This is a genomic window from Microbacterium salsuginis (assembly GCF_012524205.1).
GTDB classification, from domain to species: Bacteria; Actinomycetota; Actinomycetes; order Actinomycetales; family Microbacteriaceae; genus Microbacterium; species Microbacterium salsuginis.
On sequence record NZ_JABACI010000001.1, the window covers coordinates 1,236,276 to 1,253,879 of the forward strand.

Genomic DNA, 17,604 nt, shown 5'->3' on the forward strand with positions numbered 1-17,604 from the left:
TCGCGGTGCAGATACGGGGTATCGCTCCACGGTCCGACGAAATCGACGGCGACGTCGAGGGTGAGGCCGTCGCCGTCGGCTGTCCACGTCATCGTCCAGTCGACACCATGGGGATGCGTGCGCGGTGCGGTGCGACCGCGGACGACCATCCGATCGCCGTCGGTCTCGAGGGCGTCGACGCGGTGCAGAAGCCGGTCGAGCGCGGTCTTGCGCCACACCGATGCCAGGTCGTTGAGCGCTCCCTGGCCGTGGTCGTTCTCGGTCGGCGCCCGATACAGGTCGAGCACCGGACCGTCGATCTCGAGGTCTCCGAGTCGCACGAGCCGCCCGGTCACCGGATCGAACTCGCCCGCGCCGAGGCGAATGGTCGAGGTCGAGAAACCATGCGGACGTTGAGGCACCCCCGGATGCGGGGTTTCTGAACCTGCGCGCGGTTTCTCACGGGTGCCGCCGTCAACGCCCGCGGCCGACGCGGGCGCACCGGCGTCCGTGAGCACGCGCTGACCCCACGCCAGCACATGGCCGGCGGGCGCCCAGCCGGTGTCGGCGGCGAGCGCCGCCTCCACGGTCAGCACGGCGTCGGCGTGACCGTGGACAGCGGTCGCAGCATCCGGAATCGCGATCTCGACCGACTCGCCCGCCGCTACCGGCGGAACGTCGAGCACGCCGCCCGCGAACCGTGCACCGTCCGCCTCCACCACCCAGCGGAACACCGCATCCGACGCATCCACATAATGTCGGTTGTTCACTATGTACACCGAGTGACCGAGTACCTCGATCGAGATCGGCTCGTGCGCCTTCGCCAGCTCGATCAGTCCCGGAGTCGGGGTGCGGTCACTGAACACCAGCCCGTGCAGACTGAAGCGGCCGCCGCGCGGGTCGTAGTCGACGTCGTCGCCGTGCATCGTGAACGGGATGCCGTCGGCCGTGGTCGCCGAGAATCCATGGTCGATCCACTCCCACACGAAGGCCCCGCACAGCCGGTCGTGCGCGCGGATGATGCGCCAGTAGTCCTGCAGCGACCCCGGACCATTGCCCATGGCGTGCGCATACTCGACGAGGAGGAACGGCAGCCCGCGACGCCGCGTCTCGTCGGTCTCGGCGACGCCCTCGGGCAACGGCGCGACGCCGGACTCGTCCACGACCATGCCGTGCATGCTGAGACGACCGCCGCGCGGCTCTTCGCGGCGCCCGATCTTCTCGAGCAGCTCGAGGGACGGGTACATGAGCGAGTAGAAGTCGGAGTCCTTGTAGCTGGGGTCGCGCTCGTACAGCACCGGACGCGACGGATCTCGCTCGTCGAGCCACCGTCGCATCTCGCCGAACGTGTCGCCCGTCATGCTCTCGTTCGCCAGCGACCACACCACGACGCTCGGGCGGTTCTTGTCCCGCTCGACGGTGCGGCGCAGGCGATCCATGAGTGCGTCTCGCCACGCGGGCTCGGCGGGCGGATTGCACTCCCATCCGGCGTAGATGAACCCGTGCGTCTCGAGATCGACTTCGACGACGACCCACAGCCCGTACTCGTCGCACAGCCGGAGGAACTCGGGATGCGGCGGGTAGTGGCTGGTGCGCACGGCGTCGATGTTGGCGCGCTTCATCATCACGATGTCGCGGATCATCGTCTCGCGATCGAGCGTGCGCCCGGTGTCGGGGTGGTGCTCGTGCCGATTGACACCGTGGAAGGTGACCGGCCGGCCGTTCGCTATGAGGACGCCGTCGACGATCTCCACGCGGCGGAAGCCGACAGCGAGCTCGACCGACTCACCCGCCGAGGTGAGCGAGCCGCGGTACAGCCGCGGGCTCTCGGCGCTCCACGGGTGCACCGGCACGGTGACGGCTTCCCCGGCGGGCATGCGGATGCCGAGCTCGGGGATCTCGACGGTCGAAGGGGTCGAGGCATCCACTCGCAGCGTTCCCATGCCCGTCGCCGCGTCGAAGTCGGCGTGCACGAAGTGGTCGTCGATCGCCCCGTCGGGGCGTGAGAGCAGCTCGACGTCGCGGAAGATGCCCGGGAGCCACCACATGTCCTGGTCCTCGAGGTACGTGCCCGACGACCAGCGGTGCACGCGCACGCACAGCACGTTGCGCCCGGGGCGGACCGGCGCATCGAACTCGAACGGCAGCCGGCTGCCCATCGACCAGCCGAGCTCCAGGCCGTTGAGCCACACCTTCGCGCACGAGTCGACCCCCTGGAAGCGCAGCACCGCGTGCCCGAAGTCGTCGGCGACATCGAAGACCAGTCGATAGTCGCCGGTCGGGTTCTCGGCCGGCACGCGCGGCGGATCGAGCGGGATCGGGTACGCGGTGTTCGTGTAGAGCGGTCCCTCCTCGGTGCCGAGCATGCGGCGCGCGGGGCCGCCGGCGAGCGGAGTGAACCGCTCGAGCACCCAGTGCGAGGGCACCGGCATCGCATCCCACAGCGTGTCGTCGAAGTCTGAGGCCAGCCAACCGTCGCCCGTTCCCGCGGCGGTCGGCGAAAGACGGAAGCGCCAGGTGCCGTTCAGGCTCTGCGTGCGCGCGTCGCTGTGCGCATCCGCACGCGGTGCGCGCCGGCCCGCTCCGGGACGAGTGCTCTCCCAGTAGCGGTCGGTCGGGGTTCCCGGCGAGGATCCGCCAAATTGCGTAACCATACGGTGTGCAGATCCATTCCAATATGAATTCATCTGCAGTGTAGCCGAGCGAGGAGTCGTGCCGGCGGGCGATCTCCGCTCGTCCCGAAGGGACCGCCGGAGGGTCGATCGGGCGTCATGTGCACCCTGCATGGACCTCGACTGCGGCATCCGGAATCTCGGTGAGCGCACCCATGGCGGAATGGACCGCGGAGTGCCATGCTTTCTCCCACCGCTGATCGGAAGCTGCCGTGAAGCCGTCACCAGAGGTTTCTCCGCAGGTCGCGGGCCTGCCGCGCTACACCCGCACAGCCGCCGGGGTGCTCGGCGGACTCGTCGGCCTCGTGGTTCTCAGCGTCATCGCGGGAATCGTGGTGGTCGCTCCCCTCACCCCGGTCCTGGCGATCTCGGGACATGCGGCGAGCAGAGCCGTCTCGCTGTTCGACGGCATGCCGAGTTACCTCGAGATCGATCGCCTGATGCTGCCGACGACCATCTACGCGCGCGACCCCGCGACCGGAGCGGACGTCGAGCTCACATCGTTCTACGATCAGAACCGCGTTCCGGTCACCTTCGACCAGATCGCACCCATCATGTACGACGCGATTCTGGCGTCCGAGGATCCCCGCTACTACCAGCACGGCGGCGTCGACCTCCTCGGCACGACGCGAGCGTTCCTCACCAACGCGCAAGGCGGCACAGTCCAAGGCGGCTCATCGATCAGCCAGCAGTACGTGAAGAACGTCCTGGTGCAGCGCTGCGAGCGAGACGCCGTCGAGACGGAGACGCAGAGCCGCGACGAGGTGCTGCAAGCCTGCTGGCTGAACGCGACGCGAGCGAGCGGTGTCGAGGGCTACCAGCGCAAGCTCCAGGAGATCCGCTACGCCGTTCAAATCGAGCAGGAGTACTCGAAGAACGACATCCTGCTGGGCTACCTGAACATCGCCAACTTCGGCGGCACCACCTATGGGATCGAAGCGGCGGCGCGCTACTACTTCAGCGCCACCGCGGCGACCCTCACGCTGGGTCAGGCTGCGACGCTCGCCGGCGTCGTGCAGAACCCCAACACGTTCCGTATCGATCGCAAGACCGGCTCGATCATCGCCGCCGACGGAAGCGCCTATAACAACGCCGCCGACGGCACCGTCGATGACGTCACGCCTGGGACGCTGGAGGGCCTGGACAACCTGCTCGCCGACGGCACGATCACAGCGGAGCAGTACCTCGCCGCCGGCGACGCCTACAGCGCGACGAAGGGACGACAGCTCTACGTGCTCGACCGGATGCACGAGGACGGGCAAATCACCGACGAGCAGTACGTGGCGGCGGCGATCGAGCCGATCGTCCCCAAGATCCAGCCAGCGCTGACAGGCTGCGCCGCGACGTCCGCACCCTTCTTCTGCCAGTACGTGGTCAACACCGTAAGGTCCGACCCGGACTACGCAGCCGCGTTCGGCGGGACTTCGGCGGAGCGGCAGCAGTCGCTGACTCGCGAGGGGCTGAACATCTACACGACGCTGGACTGGCGGCTGCAGACCGCATCGCAGGACGCGATGCGGCGGAACGCTCCCGAGAGCGTTCCGGGTATGGCCTTCGGGTCCGCGTCGATCAGCATCGAAGCGGGCACAGGGCGCATCCTCGCGATCAGCCAGAACAACCGCTTCACGGAGGATGCCGACCTCGCCGCCACCGATCCGGTGTACACGTCGCTCGTGTATGCGGGGGATGCGGTGCACGGCGTCTCGGGTGGATTCGAGACCGGTTCGACGTTCAAGCTGTTCACGCTCGTCGACTGGCTCGAGAAGGGGCGTTCGCTTTTCGAGCCCGTCGACGGCAGCCTGCGCGTCATACCTCGTCTGCAAGACCGCTGCGACGGCACCTGGATCAACCGAGAGAACCACGTCGTCCGCAATTTCAGCAACGTCCCCGGCTACACCGGGACGCCGATGCAGTTCACCGCGCAATCGCTGAACAGCGGCTTCCTCGGCATGGCGGAACGACTCGACCTGTGCGACATCGAGGAGGTCGCCACCCGCATGGGGGTGACACGCGGCTCGGGTGCGCCGGTGGACATCGACGGCGCCGCAGCGATCATCGGCACGAACGAGATCGCGCCGGTAGCCATGGCGGGAGCATTCGCCACGGTCGCGAACAACGGCGCCTACTGCATTCCGCGCGCGATCGAGCGCGTGGTCAACGCCGACGGCGACGAGCTGCCGGTTCCCGGCGACCGGTGCTCGCAGGCGATCAGCCCCGAAGTGGCGGCCGCGACAGCGTTCGCTCTGCAGGGCGTCATGGTCCCCGGCGGCACCGGATCGGCGGGCAACCCGAACGACGGCACGCCGATGCTGGGCAAGACGGGCACGCACGAGCAGATCCAGACGTGGCTGGTGGAATCCAGCACCCGCGTGACGACGGCTGTGTGGGCGGGCAACGCCATCGGGAAGGGCGACGTCTTCCGGGCGTGGCACAACGGGCGCGCACTCTCGACGATCCGTCTCCCGATCGCCCGCGAGATCCAGGGCGTCGCCAATCAGCTCTACCCGGGTGGGCCCTTCCCGCCGCCTCCCGCAGAACTGGTCGGGCGCGGTCCAGGGCCGAGCTGAGCTGTCGCTCGCGGCGAACCCGTGGGACAGCGTCGTGCCGCGCTCGGCCTTCAAGCGCGACCTGCTCCCGTCATCCGCTCGTCAGCCGGCAGTGGACTCCCGCACCACGAGCTCGGGCCGGAAGCGCACCGTCCGCTCGTGGCCGCCGTCCTCTTCGTCGAGCTCGCTCAGCAGGAGTTCGACTGCCGTGTGCCCGATCAGATGAGCGGGCTGGCGAATCGAGCTGAGCGGCACCACGGTCGCCGACGCGAAGTCGATGTCGTCGTATCCGATGAGGGCGATGTCGCGGGGCACCTGCACGTCGCCCATCAGGGTGAACGCCTGCAGCGCTCCCACGGCGAGCAGATCGTTGGCGGCGAAGACGGCGTCGGGGCGCTCTGCCGCCGGCCGCGCGCGCAGGGTCTCGCCGGCCGCACGACCCTGCAGCACCGAGAGCGCGGGCATCTCGACGACCTCGAGCGCGGCATCCGGAATCTCGGCCACGGCCCGCCGCGCGCCCTCGAGACGGTCGGCGACCTGCCGGAACGTGAGTGGTCCGCACACGTAGGCGATCCGCCGGCGTCCGATCGACAGGAGGTGCGACACCGCGAGGTAGCCGCCCTCGACATCGTCGACCGACACCGAGGCGAAGCCGCCTGCCGGGTCCTCATGGTCCACGAGGATGACGTGGACGCCTCCGCTGCGCAGGCGCTCCAGCCGTTCCAGGTCGCCGTCGACCGGCGTGACGAGCACCCCGTTCACACGCTGCTCCCGGAACAGGTCCAGGTAGGCGTGCTCACGCTCGGAACGCTCGTCGCTGTTGCCGAGCAGCACGCTCATGCCCGACTCCGCCGCACGATCCTCGGCGCCGCGCGCGACCTCCGCGAAGAAGGGGTTGCCGGCGTCGAGCACCACGAGGGCGATCGTGCGACTGCGGCCTGCCCGCAGCTGCCGTGCTGCGTCGTTGCGCACGAAGCCCAGCTCGTCGATCGCCCGCTGAACCCGTTCGACCGTCGCGGGGGCGACCTTCGCGGGCCGGTTGAGCACGTTCGAGACGGTGCCGACCGAGACGGATGCCGCAGCCGCGACATCTCGAACGCTCACGACCACGGCATCCCCTTGCTCTGCTTGCATGAAACGATACATAGCGGCTAAGGTTTGAAACGATTCATCCCCCGATCCGAGGACATTCGATGACGAGAGTCTGCTTCCAGCTGCAGGTCGCGCCGGAGCTGCTCGACGAGTACATCGCCCGCCACACTCCGGTCTGGCCCGAGATGCTCGCCGAGATCGCTGCCGCGGGCCGCCGCAACTACTCGCTGTTCCTCGGCGAAGGCGGGCGTCTCATCGGCTACTACGAGACCGACGACGACGCGGCTGCGCAGGCCTACCTCGCGGCATCCCCCGTCGCCGCCCGCTGGGAAGCCGAGATGAGCCGCTTCTTCGTCGGCCTCGACGGCCGCCCTGATCAGGCGGCCACACCCCTCACCGAGATCTTCCACCTCGACGACCAGCTCGCCGCTGCCGCGGCGCGCGCGCCCCACGAAGAGAGCACCCCATCATGACCACGCTGTCCCCAGAGATCCTCACGCAGCTCGAAGGCCAGGGCATCGAGCTTCCCAGCTGGGCGTTCGGAAACTCCGGAACGCGGTTCCGGGTGTTCACCACGCCCGGCACCCCTCGCGACCCGTTCGAGAAGATCGCCGACGCCGCCCAGGTGAACAAGTACACGGCACTGGCCCCGAGCGTCGCCCTTCACATCCCGTGGGACAAGGTCGACTCCTACGACGAGCTCCGGCGGCACGCCGAAGACCACGGCGTCGCGCTCGGCACCATCAACTCGAACACGTTCCAGGACGAGGACTACAAGTTCGGCGCACTCACGCACGCCGACGACCGCATCCGCCAGAAGGCGATCGACCACCACTTCGAGTGCATCGACATCATGAACGCGACCGGCTCGCGTGATCTCAAGATCTGGCTGGCCGAGGGCTCGAACTACCCCGGCCAGAACGACATGCGTGCCCGCCAGGACCGCCTCGCGGACTCGCTCCAGCAGATCTACGCGCGGCTGTCGGACGAGCAGCGACTCGTCCTCGAGTACAAGTTCTTCGAGCCGGCGTTCTACCACACCGATGTCCCGGACTGGGGCACGTCGTACGCCCAGGTCGCGGCGCTCGGCGAGCGCGCGATGGTGTGCCTCGACACCGGCCACCACGCACCGGGCACCAACATCGAGTTCATCGTCATGCAGCTGCTGCGGCTCGGAAAGCTCGGGTCGTTCGACTTCAACTCGCGCTTCTACGCCGACGACGACCTCATCGTGGGCGCGGCCGACCCCTTCCAGCTGTTCCGCATCATCTTCGAGGTCGTGCGCGGCGGAGGGCTGAACAACCCCGACGTGGCGTTCATGCTCGACCAGTGCCACAACATCGAAGACAAGATCCCGGGCCAGATCCGCTCGGTGCTCAACGTCCAGGAGATGACGGCTCGGGCTCTGCTCGTGGACCGCACCGCGCTCGATGCCGCTCAGGCCGCGAACGACGTGCTCGCCGCCAACGCCGTCTTCATGGACGCGTTCTACACCGACGTGCGCCCCGCGCTCGCCGAATGGCGTGAGTCGCGCGGACTCCCCGCCGACCCGATGGCCGCCTATGCGGCATCCGGCTACCAGTCCCGGATCGCGGCCGACCGCGTCGGGGGAACCCAGGCCGGCTGGGGCGCGTAACTCCACAAGCCCACCGGGGGTGCGGGATGCCGATCCTCGCACCCCCGGTGCACCACCTCCGCTTCACTGTCGCGATCTGCAAGACCGACCCGCAGAATGCGACAGAGGAAGAGACGAAGGACACGAAGATGAGTGAGCCGTACCCCGCCGCCGACGGGCTCGTGCGGGTCTACCCCGCCCGGGAGCCGAACGGCACCGGCCTCGTATGGGCGCACGGCGGCGCCTTCGCGTTCGGCGACATCGACATGCCCGAGTCCGACTGGGTCGCGCGTCAGCTCTCGTCGCGCGGCACCACGGTGATCTCGGTCGACTACCGTCGGGCGCCGGTTCCGCAAGGGTGGAGTGGGCGTGGGGAGGATGCCGCCACTCCAGCGCGACCCGGACACCACTACCCCGCGGCATCCGATGACATGCTCGCGGCGTGGTCGTGGACGCTCGACACCGCCGACCGGCTGCGCATCGATCGCGACCGGCTGGCGCTGGGCGGAACGAGCGCGGGCGGAAATCTCGCCGCCGGGGCGACGCTCCGGCTGATCGAGCGACGCGCCGCCCGGCTTCCCGCTCTCGTGATCCTCGCGTACCCGACGCTTCTGGCCGTGCAGCCCGCACCCGACGCCGCGCTGCGTGCGCTGCTCGACGCGAATCCCGAGGCCGACCGCTTCGGCCCCGACGTGGTACGCGGCATGTACGAGAACTACCTCGGCGGTCCCGTCGAGCACGCACCGCTGGGCGCCGTCCCGGGCCTCGCTCGCCCGGTCGACCTCGTCCAGTTCCCGCCGACGCTGATGGTCAACGGCGAGGCCGACGAGCTCCGCGTCTCGGGCGAGGCGTTCGCCGCGACGCTGCGGGCGGCCGGTCGCCCGATCGAGGTCGTCACCGAACCGGGCACCGAGCACGGTCACCTCAACCGGCCGCACGAGGCTGCGGCATCCGTCTCGATCGACCGCCTCGCCGCCCGCCTCGCATCCCTCAAGTCCCCGAGCCCCGCTCCGCAGTCACTTTCTGCACCCACCTCGCCACGCGCCTCGCAAAACCAGACTGCGGAGCAGGAGCCACTCCCGCTCCGCAGTCACAAAACGCCCGCTGCCCCCGCCTAGTACCGCAGAACCTGACTGCGGAGCATCTGACACGGATCCGATACGAAGGAACGACACCATGACGAACGAGACTGTCGACCAGCTGATCGCGCGGTCGAACCGCCTCGGCGCCGACCCGAAGAACACCAACTACGCCGGCGGCAACACGTCGGCCAAGGGCACCGACACCGACCCGGTCACGGGTGAGCCCGTCGAGCTGCTGTGGGTCAAGGGCTCGGGTGGCGACCTGGGCACTCTCAAGCCCGAGGGACTCGCGGTGCTGCGCCTCGACCGCATGCGCGCCCTCGTGAACGTGTACCCCGGCGTCGAACGCGAGGACGAGATGGTCGCCGCGTTCGACTACTGCCTGCACGGCAAGGGCGGTGCGGCCCCCTCGATCGACACCGCGATGCACGGCCTCGTCGACGCCGCGCACGTGGACCACCTGCATCCCGACTCGGGCATCGCGATCGCCACCGCCGCCGACGGCGAGGAGCTCACGACCAAGATCTTCGGAGACAAGGTCGTGTGGGTGCCGTGGCGTCGCCCCGGCTTCCAGCTGGGCCTGGACATCGCCGAGATCAAGGCGCAGAACCCGCAGGCCATCGGCTGCATCCTGGGCGGCCACGGCATCACCGCGTGGGGCGACACGTCCGAGGAGTCCGAGCAGAACTCGCTGTGGATCATCGAGACCGCCGCCGCTTACATCGCGAGCAACGGCAAGGCCGACCCGTTCGGCGGTGTCCGCGCCGGTTTCGAGGCCCTGCCCGAGGCCGAGCGTCGGGCCAAGGCGGCGGCTCTGGCGCCGACCATCCGCGGCCTCGCGTCGACCGACAAGCCGATGGTCGGCCACTTCACCGACTCCACCGAGGTGCTGGACTTCCTCGCGTCCGAGAAGGCACCCGCCCTGGCCGAGCTCGGCACGAGCTGCCCCGACCACTTCCTGCGCACCAAGGTCAAGCCGCTGATCCTCGACCTTGCCGCGGACGCGACGGTCGAGGCATCCGTCGCCCGCCTCAAGGAGCTGCACGAGCAGTACCGCGCCGACTACCAGGCGTACTACGACGCCCACTCGACCGCCGACAGCCCGGCCATCCGCGGTGCCGACCCGCTCATCGTCCTCGTCCCCGGCGTGGGCATGTTCTCGTACGGTGCGAACAAGCAGACCGCGCGCGTCGCCGGCGAGTTCTACGTCAACGCGATCAACGTGATGCGCGGCGCCGAAGCGCTGTCGACGTACTCCCCCATCTCGGATGCCGAGAAGTTCCGCATCGAGTACTGGGCGCTGGAAGAGGCCAAGCTGCAGCGCATGCCCAAGCCGAAGTCGCACCAGGGCCGCATCGCGTTCGTCACGGGCGCGGCATCCGGAATCGGCAAGGCCATCGCAACCCGCCTCGCCGCCGAGGGCGCGTGCGTCGTCGTGGCCGACCTCGACCTCGAGAAGGCGCAGGCCGCCGCGGCGGAGCTGGGCGGCACGGATGTCGCGATCGGGGTGGCCGCGAACGTCGCCGACGCCGAGGGCGTGCAGGCCGCGATCGACGCCACCGTGCTCGCGTTCGGCGGCATCGACCTCGTGGTCAACAACGCCGGGCTGTCGCTGTCCAAGCCGCTGCTGGAGACCACCGAGAAGGACTGGGACCTGCAGCACGACGTCATGGCGAAGGGCTCGTTCCTGGTGGCCAAGGCCGCCGCGAAGGCGCTCATCGAGCAGGGCATGGGCGGCGACGTCGTCTACATCTCGTCGAAGAACTCCGTCTTCGCCGGACCGAACAACATCGCGTACTCGGCGACCAAGGCCGACCAGGCCCATCAGGTGCGTCTGCTCGCGGTCGAGCTCGGCGAGCACGGCGTGCGCGTGAACGGCATCAACCCCGACGGCGTCGTGCGCGGCTCGGGCATCTTCGCCTCGGGCTGGGGTGCGAACCGCGCCGCGACGTATGGCGTCAAGGAAGAGGACCTCGGCCAGTTCTACGCCAACCGCACCATCCTCAAGCGCGAGGTCGTGCCCGAGAACGTCGCCGACGCGGTCTACGTGCTGACCGGCCCCGAGCTCTCGCGCACGACCGGTCTGCACATTCCCGTGGACTCCGGCGTCGCAGCCGCCTTCCTGCGATGACCGGCGGTTCGGCGCGTTTCGTGTCGCTTCGCTCACTCAGCGACCGGGAACAGGACTCGGCCGTCGAGCGAGCGAGGAACGAGCGAGGCGAAACGCAAGGAGCCCGGCGATGACGTCGGGCGGCGTTGTCGCGGCGGTCGACCTCGGGGCGACGAGCGGTCGCGTCATGCTCGGCTACGTCGACGACGGGATGCTGCGGCTCGAGCAGGTGGCGCGATTCCCGAACGGTCCCGTCGCGGGGCCGGACGGGCTGCACTGGGACTTCACGGCGCTGTACCGTCACGTCATCGACGGGCTGGCCGAGGCCGTGCGCCGGGAACCGGGGATCGCGAGCATCGGCATCGACTCGTGGGCGGTCGACTACGGCCTCGTGCACGGCGACGAGCTGCTCGCGGAGCCGTTCCACTACCGCGACGACCGCACCGCGCGCGGGGTCGAGGCGGTGCACGCGAAGGTGCCGTTCGAGGAGCTCTACCGCCGCAACGGGCTGCAGTTCCTGCCGTTCAACACGCTCTACCAGTACGCCGTCGACAGGCGTCTGGCCGATGCCGAGATCGCCCTCCTCATCCCCGATCTGGTGACGTTCCTGCTGACCGGAGCACGGGTGGCCGAGCGTACGAACGCCTCCACCACCGGTCTCGTCGATGTCGGCAGCGGGGAATGGGACCGCGAGCTCGCAGAGCGGCTCGGGGTCCCCTCATCCGCCCTGCCTCCGCTCGCCGATCCCGGCACCCGGCTCGGGACGCTGCGCGGCGAGGCGCGAGAGCGCGTCGGCGCCGCGCTCGACGTGATCGCCGTCGGGTCTCACGACACCGCCTCGGCGGTCGTCGCCGTGCCGCTGAGCTCTGCCGACGCCGCGTACATCTCGTGCGGCACGTGGGGCCTGGTGGGCGTCGAGCTCGACGAGCCCGTCGTGACCGACGCGGCGCGCGAGGCGAACTTCACCAACGAGGGCGGCGTCGACGGTCGCGTGAGGTTCCTGCACAACGTGACCGGGCTGTGGCTGCTGAGCGAGTCCGTGCGCACGTGGGAGGCAGAGGACGGCGCGCCGATCGATCTTCCCGAGCTGCTGGATGCCGCCGCTGCAGTGGGCGACATTCCCCTGTTCGACGCCAACGACAGCCGCCTGGCCGCTCCCGGCGACATGCCCGCACGCATCGCGGCCGTCATCGAAGAGTCGGGTGCGAAGGTGCCCGCGTCGCGGCCGGCGTTCGCTCGCGCGATCGTCGAGAGCATCGCGCAGGCGTTCGCGGATGCCGTCGCCACGGCGGGGCGGCTCACCGCTCGCGACATCGACGTGATCCACATCGTCGGCGGCGGCGCGCTGAACCGCCTGCTGTGCCAGGCGACGGCCGACCGCTCCGGGCTGCCGGTGCTCGCCGGTCCGGTCGAGGCCACGGCGCTCGGCAACGTGCTCGTGCAGGCACGCGCTCACGGCTGGTTCGGCCCCGATGCGACCCTCGAGGACCTCCGTCGCGTGGTCGCGGGCGCCACCGCCCCCGTGCGCTACGAGCCCCGCACCGACAGCTGAGCAGGCGGGGCGCCGAGTTCGATCCCGAGCGAGAGCTCGCTCACGCGCACGGCGTTCCCCGTCTCGAGCGACCGGTTGCCCGCCAGTCCGACTGCGACGGCGGCGACGCCGTCGCGCCATGTTGCGGCGTGCCCCAGCGGGTCCTCGCCCACACCGCGGAAGACCTCGGCGAGCAGGCGCGCGTCGCCGCCGCCGTGGCCGCCGTCGCCCGCCGGGATCGGCACCTGCCGGGCACGACCGAAGTGGTTCTGCACCACCAGCCACTCCCCGACCGGCCGTCCGGCGCCGCCGTCGACGTGGTCGGGTCGGGCGCTGGGGTCGACGATGGCGGTAGGACGACCGGATGCTGCCAGCAGCACCTCGCCGCGTTCCACCACGGTGAGCTCGGCCCGGCCCCGGGTCCCGTTGATCGCGACGGTGTACCCCTCCCATGGCGAGTGGGCGTTGAGCGCGTACGACATCGACGCGCCGGCGGCGTAGTCCACGACGAGCGACAGGTTGTCTTCGATCGTGATGCCGGCGTCGAAGACGTCGCGGTCGCGCAGATAGCCGTCGTACGCCTCCTGCTCGAGATAGAGCCCCCGCAGCTGCGGGTCGTCGCGCAGGTCGAGGCTGAAGGCGTCGCGCAGCGGCGAGTCGTCGGAGCCGCGCGCCGGACGCGGTCCGAGTCCGCGCCGGGCGGCGTTCTCGGCGCCGTAGAAGCGCAGCCCGCCGCTGGCGAAGACGCGCGTGGGGGTGTCGCCGAGCCACCAGTTGACCAGGTCGAAATGGTGCGAGGCCTTGTGGATGAGCAGACCCCCGGAGCGGTCCTTGTCGCGGTGCCAGCGGCGGAAGTAGTCCGCTCCGTGCGACGTGTCGAGCACCCACTCGAAATGCACCGAGGTGACCTCGCCGATCTCGCCCGAGCTCACCACCCGCTTGAGCGCGGAGTTGCGCGGCGAATAGCGATAGTTGAAGGTGACCGTGACCTCGCGGCCGGTACGGGCCGCGGCATCCGCGATCGCGCATACGCCGTCGGCCGTCGTCGTGAGCGGCTTCTCGACGACCGCGTCCGCCCCGGCCTCGAGCGCCGCGACGACGTGGCGATCATGTGTCCAGTCCGGAGAGGTCACGATCACGCGGTCGATGCCGTGCCGGGCGATCGCCTCGCCCAGCTCCGCCGGTGCGAAGCGGGCGGGCGACGCGACATCGCGTGCACGCAGTCGCGCGTCGTACCAGTCCAGCCGGCCCTCGTTCGTGTCGGACCAGGCCGCCAGCTCTGCCACGCCGGCATGCGGCCCCGTGATCGCGTCGAGGTACATCTCGGCGCGGCTGCCCGTGCCGACGATCGCGTAGCGGGTTCGTCGCGTAGGCCCGTCGTTGCTCATGAGATGCCTGCTCACTTGATGCCGGTGGTCGCGAAGCCCTTGACCAGATAGCGCTGGCCGAGCAGGAACGCGAGGAAGAGGGGGATGAGCGAGACGACCGACATCGCGAACATCGCGCCGTAGTTCGACGACGACTGCGCATCGATGAAGCCCTTGAGCGCCACCGACACCGGGAAGTTCTCACGCGTGCGCAGATAGATCAGCGGGCCGAAGAAATCACCCCAGGTCCAGATGAACGTGAAGATCGCCGTCGTCGCGAGGGCGGGAACCATGAGCGGCAGCGTCACCTGCCCGAAGATGCGCACGTGTCCTGCCCCGTCGATGCGCGCGGCCTCGAAGATCTCCTTCGGCAGGCCGCGGATGAACTGCACCATCAGGAAGATGAAGAACGCGTCCATGGCCAGGAACTTGGGGACGATGAGCGGCAGGAAGGTCTCGAGCCAGCCCAGCTCGCGGAAGATGATGAACTGCGGCACCAGCACCACGTGGAACGGCAGCATGATCGTGCCGAGCATGACGGCGAACCACGCGTTGCGTCCCCAGAACTTCAAGCGTGCGAACGCGTAGGCCGCGAGCGAGCACGAGACGAGGTTGCCGATGATGGCGCCGATCACGAGGATCGTCGAGTTCATCAGGAAGTGCCCGAACGGCAGCTGCTGCGACGTCCACCCGTGGACGTAGTTCTCGATCGTCAGGTCGGTGGTGAAGATGCCGAGGTCGGTGAAGATCTCGCTGTTGGGCTTGAGCGAGGACACCACCAGCCAGATGAGCGGGTAGATCATGAGCAGCGAGAGCACGATCAGTCCCGCGTGCTTGAACAGCGAGCGCACGGCGTCGGCGCGACGGTGGCGACGTCGGCGTCGCTCGTACTCGTCGACGGGTGGCGGCGCGACGGGGGTCGGGGCTTCTTCGAGTGCGGTCATGGCGGAACGTCCTTCGGGAAGTGCGGCGGATGCTGTCGGCTGCAGTTCAGTCGTCATAGAAGACCCAGAACTTCGAGAGCCAGAAGTTGAACGCGGTGAAGCCGGCGATCACGATGAGCAGGAACCACGCCATCGCCGACGCGTAGCCCATGTTCAATTCGGTGAATGCCTCTTTGTAGAGGTACAGCGTGAAGAACATCGTCGAGTCGGACGGCCCGCCGGTGCCGCCCGAGACGATGTAGGCCTGCGTGAACGACTGGAACGCGAAGATGATCTGCAGCACCAGGTTGAAGAAGATGATCGGCGTCAGCAGCGGCATCGTGATCGAGAAGAACCGCCGCACGCGACCGGCGCCGTCGACCTGCGCGGCCTCGTAGTACATGTCGGGGATCTGGCGCAGCCCCGCCAGGAAGATGACCATCGGCGACCCGAACGTCCATACGTGCAGGATGATGATCGTCGCCAGGGCGTAGTCGGGATGCGAGATCCATCCGGGACCCTCGATTCCGAACCACGCGAGGAACTCGTTGACGATGCCGTCCTTGCCGAAGACCTGGCGCCACAGGATGGCGATGGCGACCGACCCGCCGAGGAGGCTCGGCAGGTAGAAGATCGACCGGTAGAACGCCAGTCCGCGCATGCCGCGATCCAGCAGCACGGCCACGGCGAGCGCCAGTGCCAGCTGGAGCGGCACCGACACGATCACATACGTGAGGGTCACGCGCAGCGAGTTCCACAGCCGGGCGTCGCCGGCCATCTCCGCGATGTTGTCGAAGCCCGAGAACTGCGGCGGCTGCAGCAGGTTGTAGTCCGTGAACGCGAGGAAGAGCGAAGCGATCATCGGGCCGATCGTGAACACGACCAGGCCCACCAGCCATGGCGCGAGGAAGAGATAGCCCGCCTTGTTGTCGGGATTCTTCGAACGCACCCCGCCCTTCGTGCGCCGCGCCTGGATGGCGATCTGGCGCAACTCGCCGATGCTGCTCACGGAGACCTCCTTGTCACGAGGGTGGCCACGGCAGAGAAACCGCTTTCACCTCGGGTCAGTATCACCTGAAGATCGCGCTCGCGTCAAACAGCCCAGCATCCGCCAATTCACGGCGCACCCGCCCGACGCCGGAACGGTCATCGCGTTGATAACGAGGCCACAACAACAATTGACACGCTCGGCACGCTTTGCTACTTTCCGAGAAAGCGGTTTCATACCGAGTCTCGACGAGTCCTGCGTTCGAGGCGACGTGCCGCCGGTTCCGGTGGGCACCCGACACGAGACGAAAGAGGCGCAATGACGCGTTATGCACGATCAGCCAGGGTGCGTGCCGCCCTCGGAACGACCCTTGTCGCGACGCTCGCACTGGCGGGCTGCGCGGCCGGCGGCCAGACCCCGCCGTCCTCCTCCGAGGGGTTCGACCCCGACGAGGAGATCGAGCTCCACATCGCGTGGTGGGGCAACGACGAGCGCTCGGCGATCATGGCCGAGGCCATCGACCTCTTCGAGGAGGAGTACCCGAACATCACGGTCGTGGAGGAGCCGGTCGGCGCCCCTGACGACCTCTTCAACCGTCTGGCGACCGACTTCGCATCGGGCACCGCGCCCGACGTCTTCGCGCTCGGCGGCGCGAAGCCGCAGGAGTACGGCGCCGCCGGCGCTCTCCTGGACCTCTCGACGGTGAGCGAACAGCTGCCCACCGACAACTACCCCGATTTCACGCTGACCAACGCGATCGTCGACGACACTCTCTATGGTCTGCCGACGGGAGGCAACGCCATCGGCGTTCTCGTCAACCCCGCCATCTTCGAGCAGGCCGGCGTCGAACTGCCCGACAGCTCGTGGACGTGGGAGGACTTCGTCGAGATCGCCGACGAGATCTCGGCGAACGCGGGGGACGGCATCGTGGGACTGGATCTGCGGATCCAGGACATCCTCGGCACCTATGTCGCCCAGTACGTCGAGACCGGCATCTACGACTGGGACGGCGAGCTGGCGGTCGATGCCGAGACGATCCAGTCCTGGTACGAGATGGAGGAGGAGCTCGTCGCCGGCGGCGGCCTGCCCGACCCGTCGGTGATCGTCGAGCACTGGAACGTCACGCCCGACCTCACTCTCTTCGGCACCGGCCGGGCAGCCATGAGCTTCGCCTATAGCAACCAGATCGCCACGTACGCTGCCGGTGCCGGTGGCGAGGTCGAGATCCTCACCCCGCCGACCTCGACGGACCTGTCGGGAGTGGCCGTGCTGCCCTCGCAGTTCTGGTCGATCGCGTCGGGCACCGAGCATCCCGAAGCGGCCGCTCTGCTCGTGGACTGGCTCCTGAACCAGCCCGAGGCGGCGGAGATCATCCTCGCCAACCGCGGACTGCCGTTCAATCCCGACACGCTCGCGGTCGTCGAGCCGCTGCTCGCACCGGCGGACGCGCAGGCTGCCGAGTACCTGCAGACGGTGCTCGACGTGGGTGTCGTCGCCCCGCCCCAGCCGGCCGGCGGTGCGATCCTCAACGAGCTGTCGCAGCGCATCGAATCCGACATCCTCTTCGGCAACACCTCGGTGGCCGACGGCGCTCAGCAGTGGGTCGACGAGCTGTCGGCGTCCCTGGCGTCAGACTGATCGAAGGACCATGATCGTGGGCGGCTCCGCGTTGCGGGGCCGCCCACACTGGCGACGCGGG

General features: G+C 68.8%; 11 protein-coding genes and 1 pseudogene. 7 read left to right on the top strand and 5 right to left on the bottom strand.

The genetic code is table 11. The annotated features are described in order from the left end of the window. Positions 1-8: 8 nt before the first annotated feature. Positions 9-2,783: pseudogene (locus HF576_RS05920) on the bottom strand (glycoside hydrolase family 2 TIM barrel-domain containing protein); the annotation flags it as partial. A gap of 80 nt (positions 2,784-2,863) precedes the next feature. Between HF576_RS05920 and HF576_RS05925 the strand changes: the two are divergent. Then, on the top strand, positions 2,864-5,218 hold the full coding sequence (locus HF576_RS05925; protein ID WP_343234174.1) for a transglycosylase domain-containing protein: 2,355 nt from the start codon (positions 2,864-2,866) through the stop codon (positions 5,216-5,218). Between the two features lie 81 nt (positions 5,219-5,299). Here HF576_RS05925 and HF576_RS05930 read toward each other — a convergent pair whose 3' ends face one another. Then, the gene (locus tag HF576_RS05930) at positions 5,300-6,331 is read right to left on the bottom strand and encodes a LacI family DNA-binding transcriptional regulator (protein ID WP_205834738.1); all 1,032 of its coding nucleotides are present in this window, start codon (positions 6,329-6,331) and stop codon (positions 5,300-5,302) included. A gap of 59 nt (positions 6,332-6,390) precedes the next feature. Here HF576_RS05930 and HF576_RS05935 point away from each other — a divergent pair, with 59 nt between their 5' ends. The 5 genes from HF576_RS05935 (at position 6,391) to HF576_RS05955 (ending at position 12,648) form a co-directional block, all read left to right on the top strand. Then, positions 6,391-6,762 carry an L-rhamnose mutarotase gene (locus HF576_RS05935; RefSeq protein WP_168911791.1) on the top strand — a complete coding sequence of 124 codons (372 nt, stop codon included), beginning with the start codon at positions 6,391-6,393 and terminating at the stop codon, positions 6,760-6,762. Beyond that, positions 6,759-7,925 carry an L-rhamnose isomerase gene (gene rhaI, locus HF576_RS05940; RefSeq protein WP_168911792.1) on the top strand — a complete coding sequence of 389 codons (1,167 nt, stop codon included), beginning with the start codon at positions 6,759-6,761 and terminating at the stop codon, positions 7,923-7,925. Before HF576_RS05935 ends, rhaI begins: the two co-directional genes overlap by 4 nt. A gap of 26 nt (positions 7,926-7,951) precedes the next feature. Next, positions 7,952-9,022: an alpha/beta hydrolase fold domain-containing protein gene (locus HF576_RS05945; protein WP_240948645.1), complete on the top strand. Its 1,071-nt coding sequence runs from the start codon at positions 7,952-7,954 to the stop codon at positions 9,020-9,022. Between the two features lie 58 nt (positions 9,023-9,080). Further along, entirely contained in the window at positions 9,081-11,117 is a 2,037-nt protein-coding gene (locus HF576_RS05950; RefSeq protein WP_168911793.1) for a bifunctional aldolase/short-chain dehydrogenase, read from the top strand. Positions 11,118-11,226: 109 nt separating this feature from the next. Next, positions 11,227-12,648, top strand: coding sequence for a rhamnulokinase (locus tag HF576_RS05955; protein WP_168911794.1), 1,422 nt, complete (start codon positions 11,227-11,229; stop codon positions 12,646-12,648). Here HF576_RS05955 and HF576_RS05960 read toward each other — a convergent pair. From HF576_RS05960 to HF576_RS05970, 3 genes are read right to left on the bottom strand one after another with little or no spacing between them, the layout of a single operon-like run. Continuing rightward, the gene (locus tag HF576_RS05960) at positions 12,624-14,015 is read right to left on the bottom strand and encodes a Gfo/Idh/MocA family protein (RefSeq protein ID WP_168911795.1); all 1,392 of its coding nucleotides are present in this window, start codon (positions 14,013-14,015) and stop codon (positions 12,624-12,626) included. The two genes, HF576_RS05955 and HF576_RS05960, sit on opposite strands and share 25 nt — an antisense overlap. A gap of 11 nt (positions 14,016-14,026) precedes the next feature. Continuing rightward, entirely contained in the window at positions 14,027-14,938 is a 912-nt protein-coding gene (locus HF576_RS05965; RefSeq protein WP_168911796.1) for a carbohydrate ABC transporter permease, read from the bottom strand. 46 nt (positions 14,939-14,984) lie between these two features. Beyond that, positions 14,985-15,926: a carbohydrate ABC transporter permease gene (locus HF576_RS05970; RefSeq protein WP_425522978.1), complete on the bottom strand. Its 942-nt coding sequence runs from the start codon at positions 15,924-15,926 to the stop codon at positions 14,985-14,987. Positions 15,927-16,223: 297 nt separating this feature from the next. On the opposite strand from HF576_RS05970, the gene HF576_RS05975 reads away from it, so the two are divergent. Continuing rightward, the gene (locus tag HF576_RS05975) at positions 16,224-17,543 is read left to right on the top strand and encodes an ABC transporter substrate-binding protein (protein WP_168911797.1); all 1,320 of its coding nucleotides are present in this window, start codon (positions 16,224-16,226) and stop codon (positions 17,541-17,543) included. Positions 17,544-17,604 lie beyond the last annotated feature (61 nt).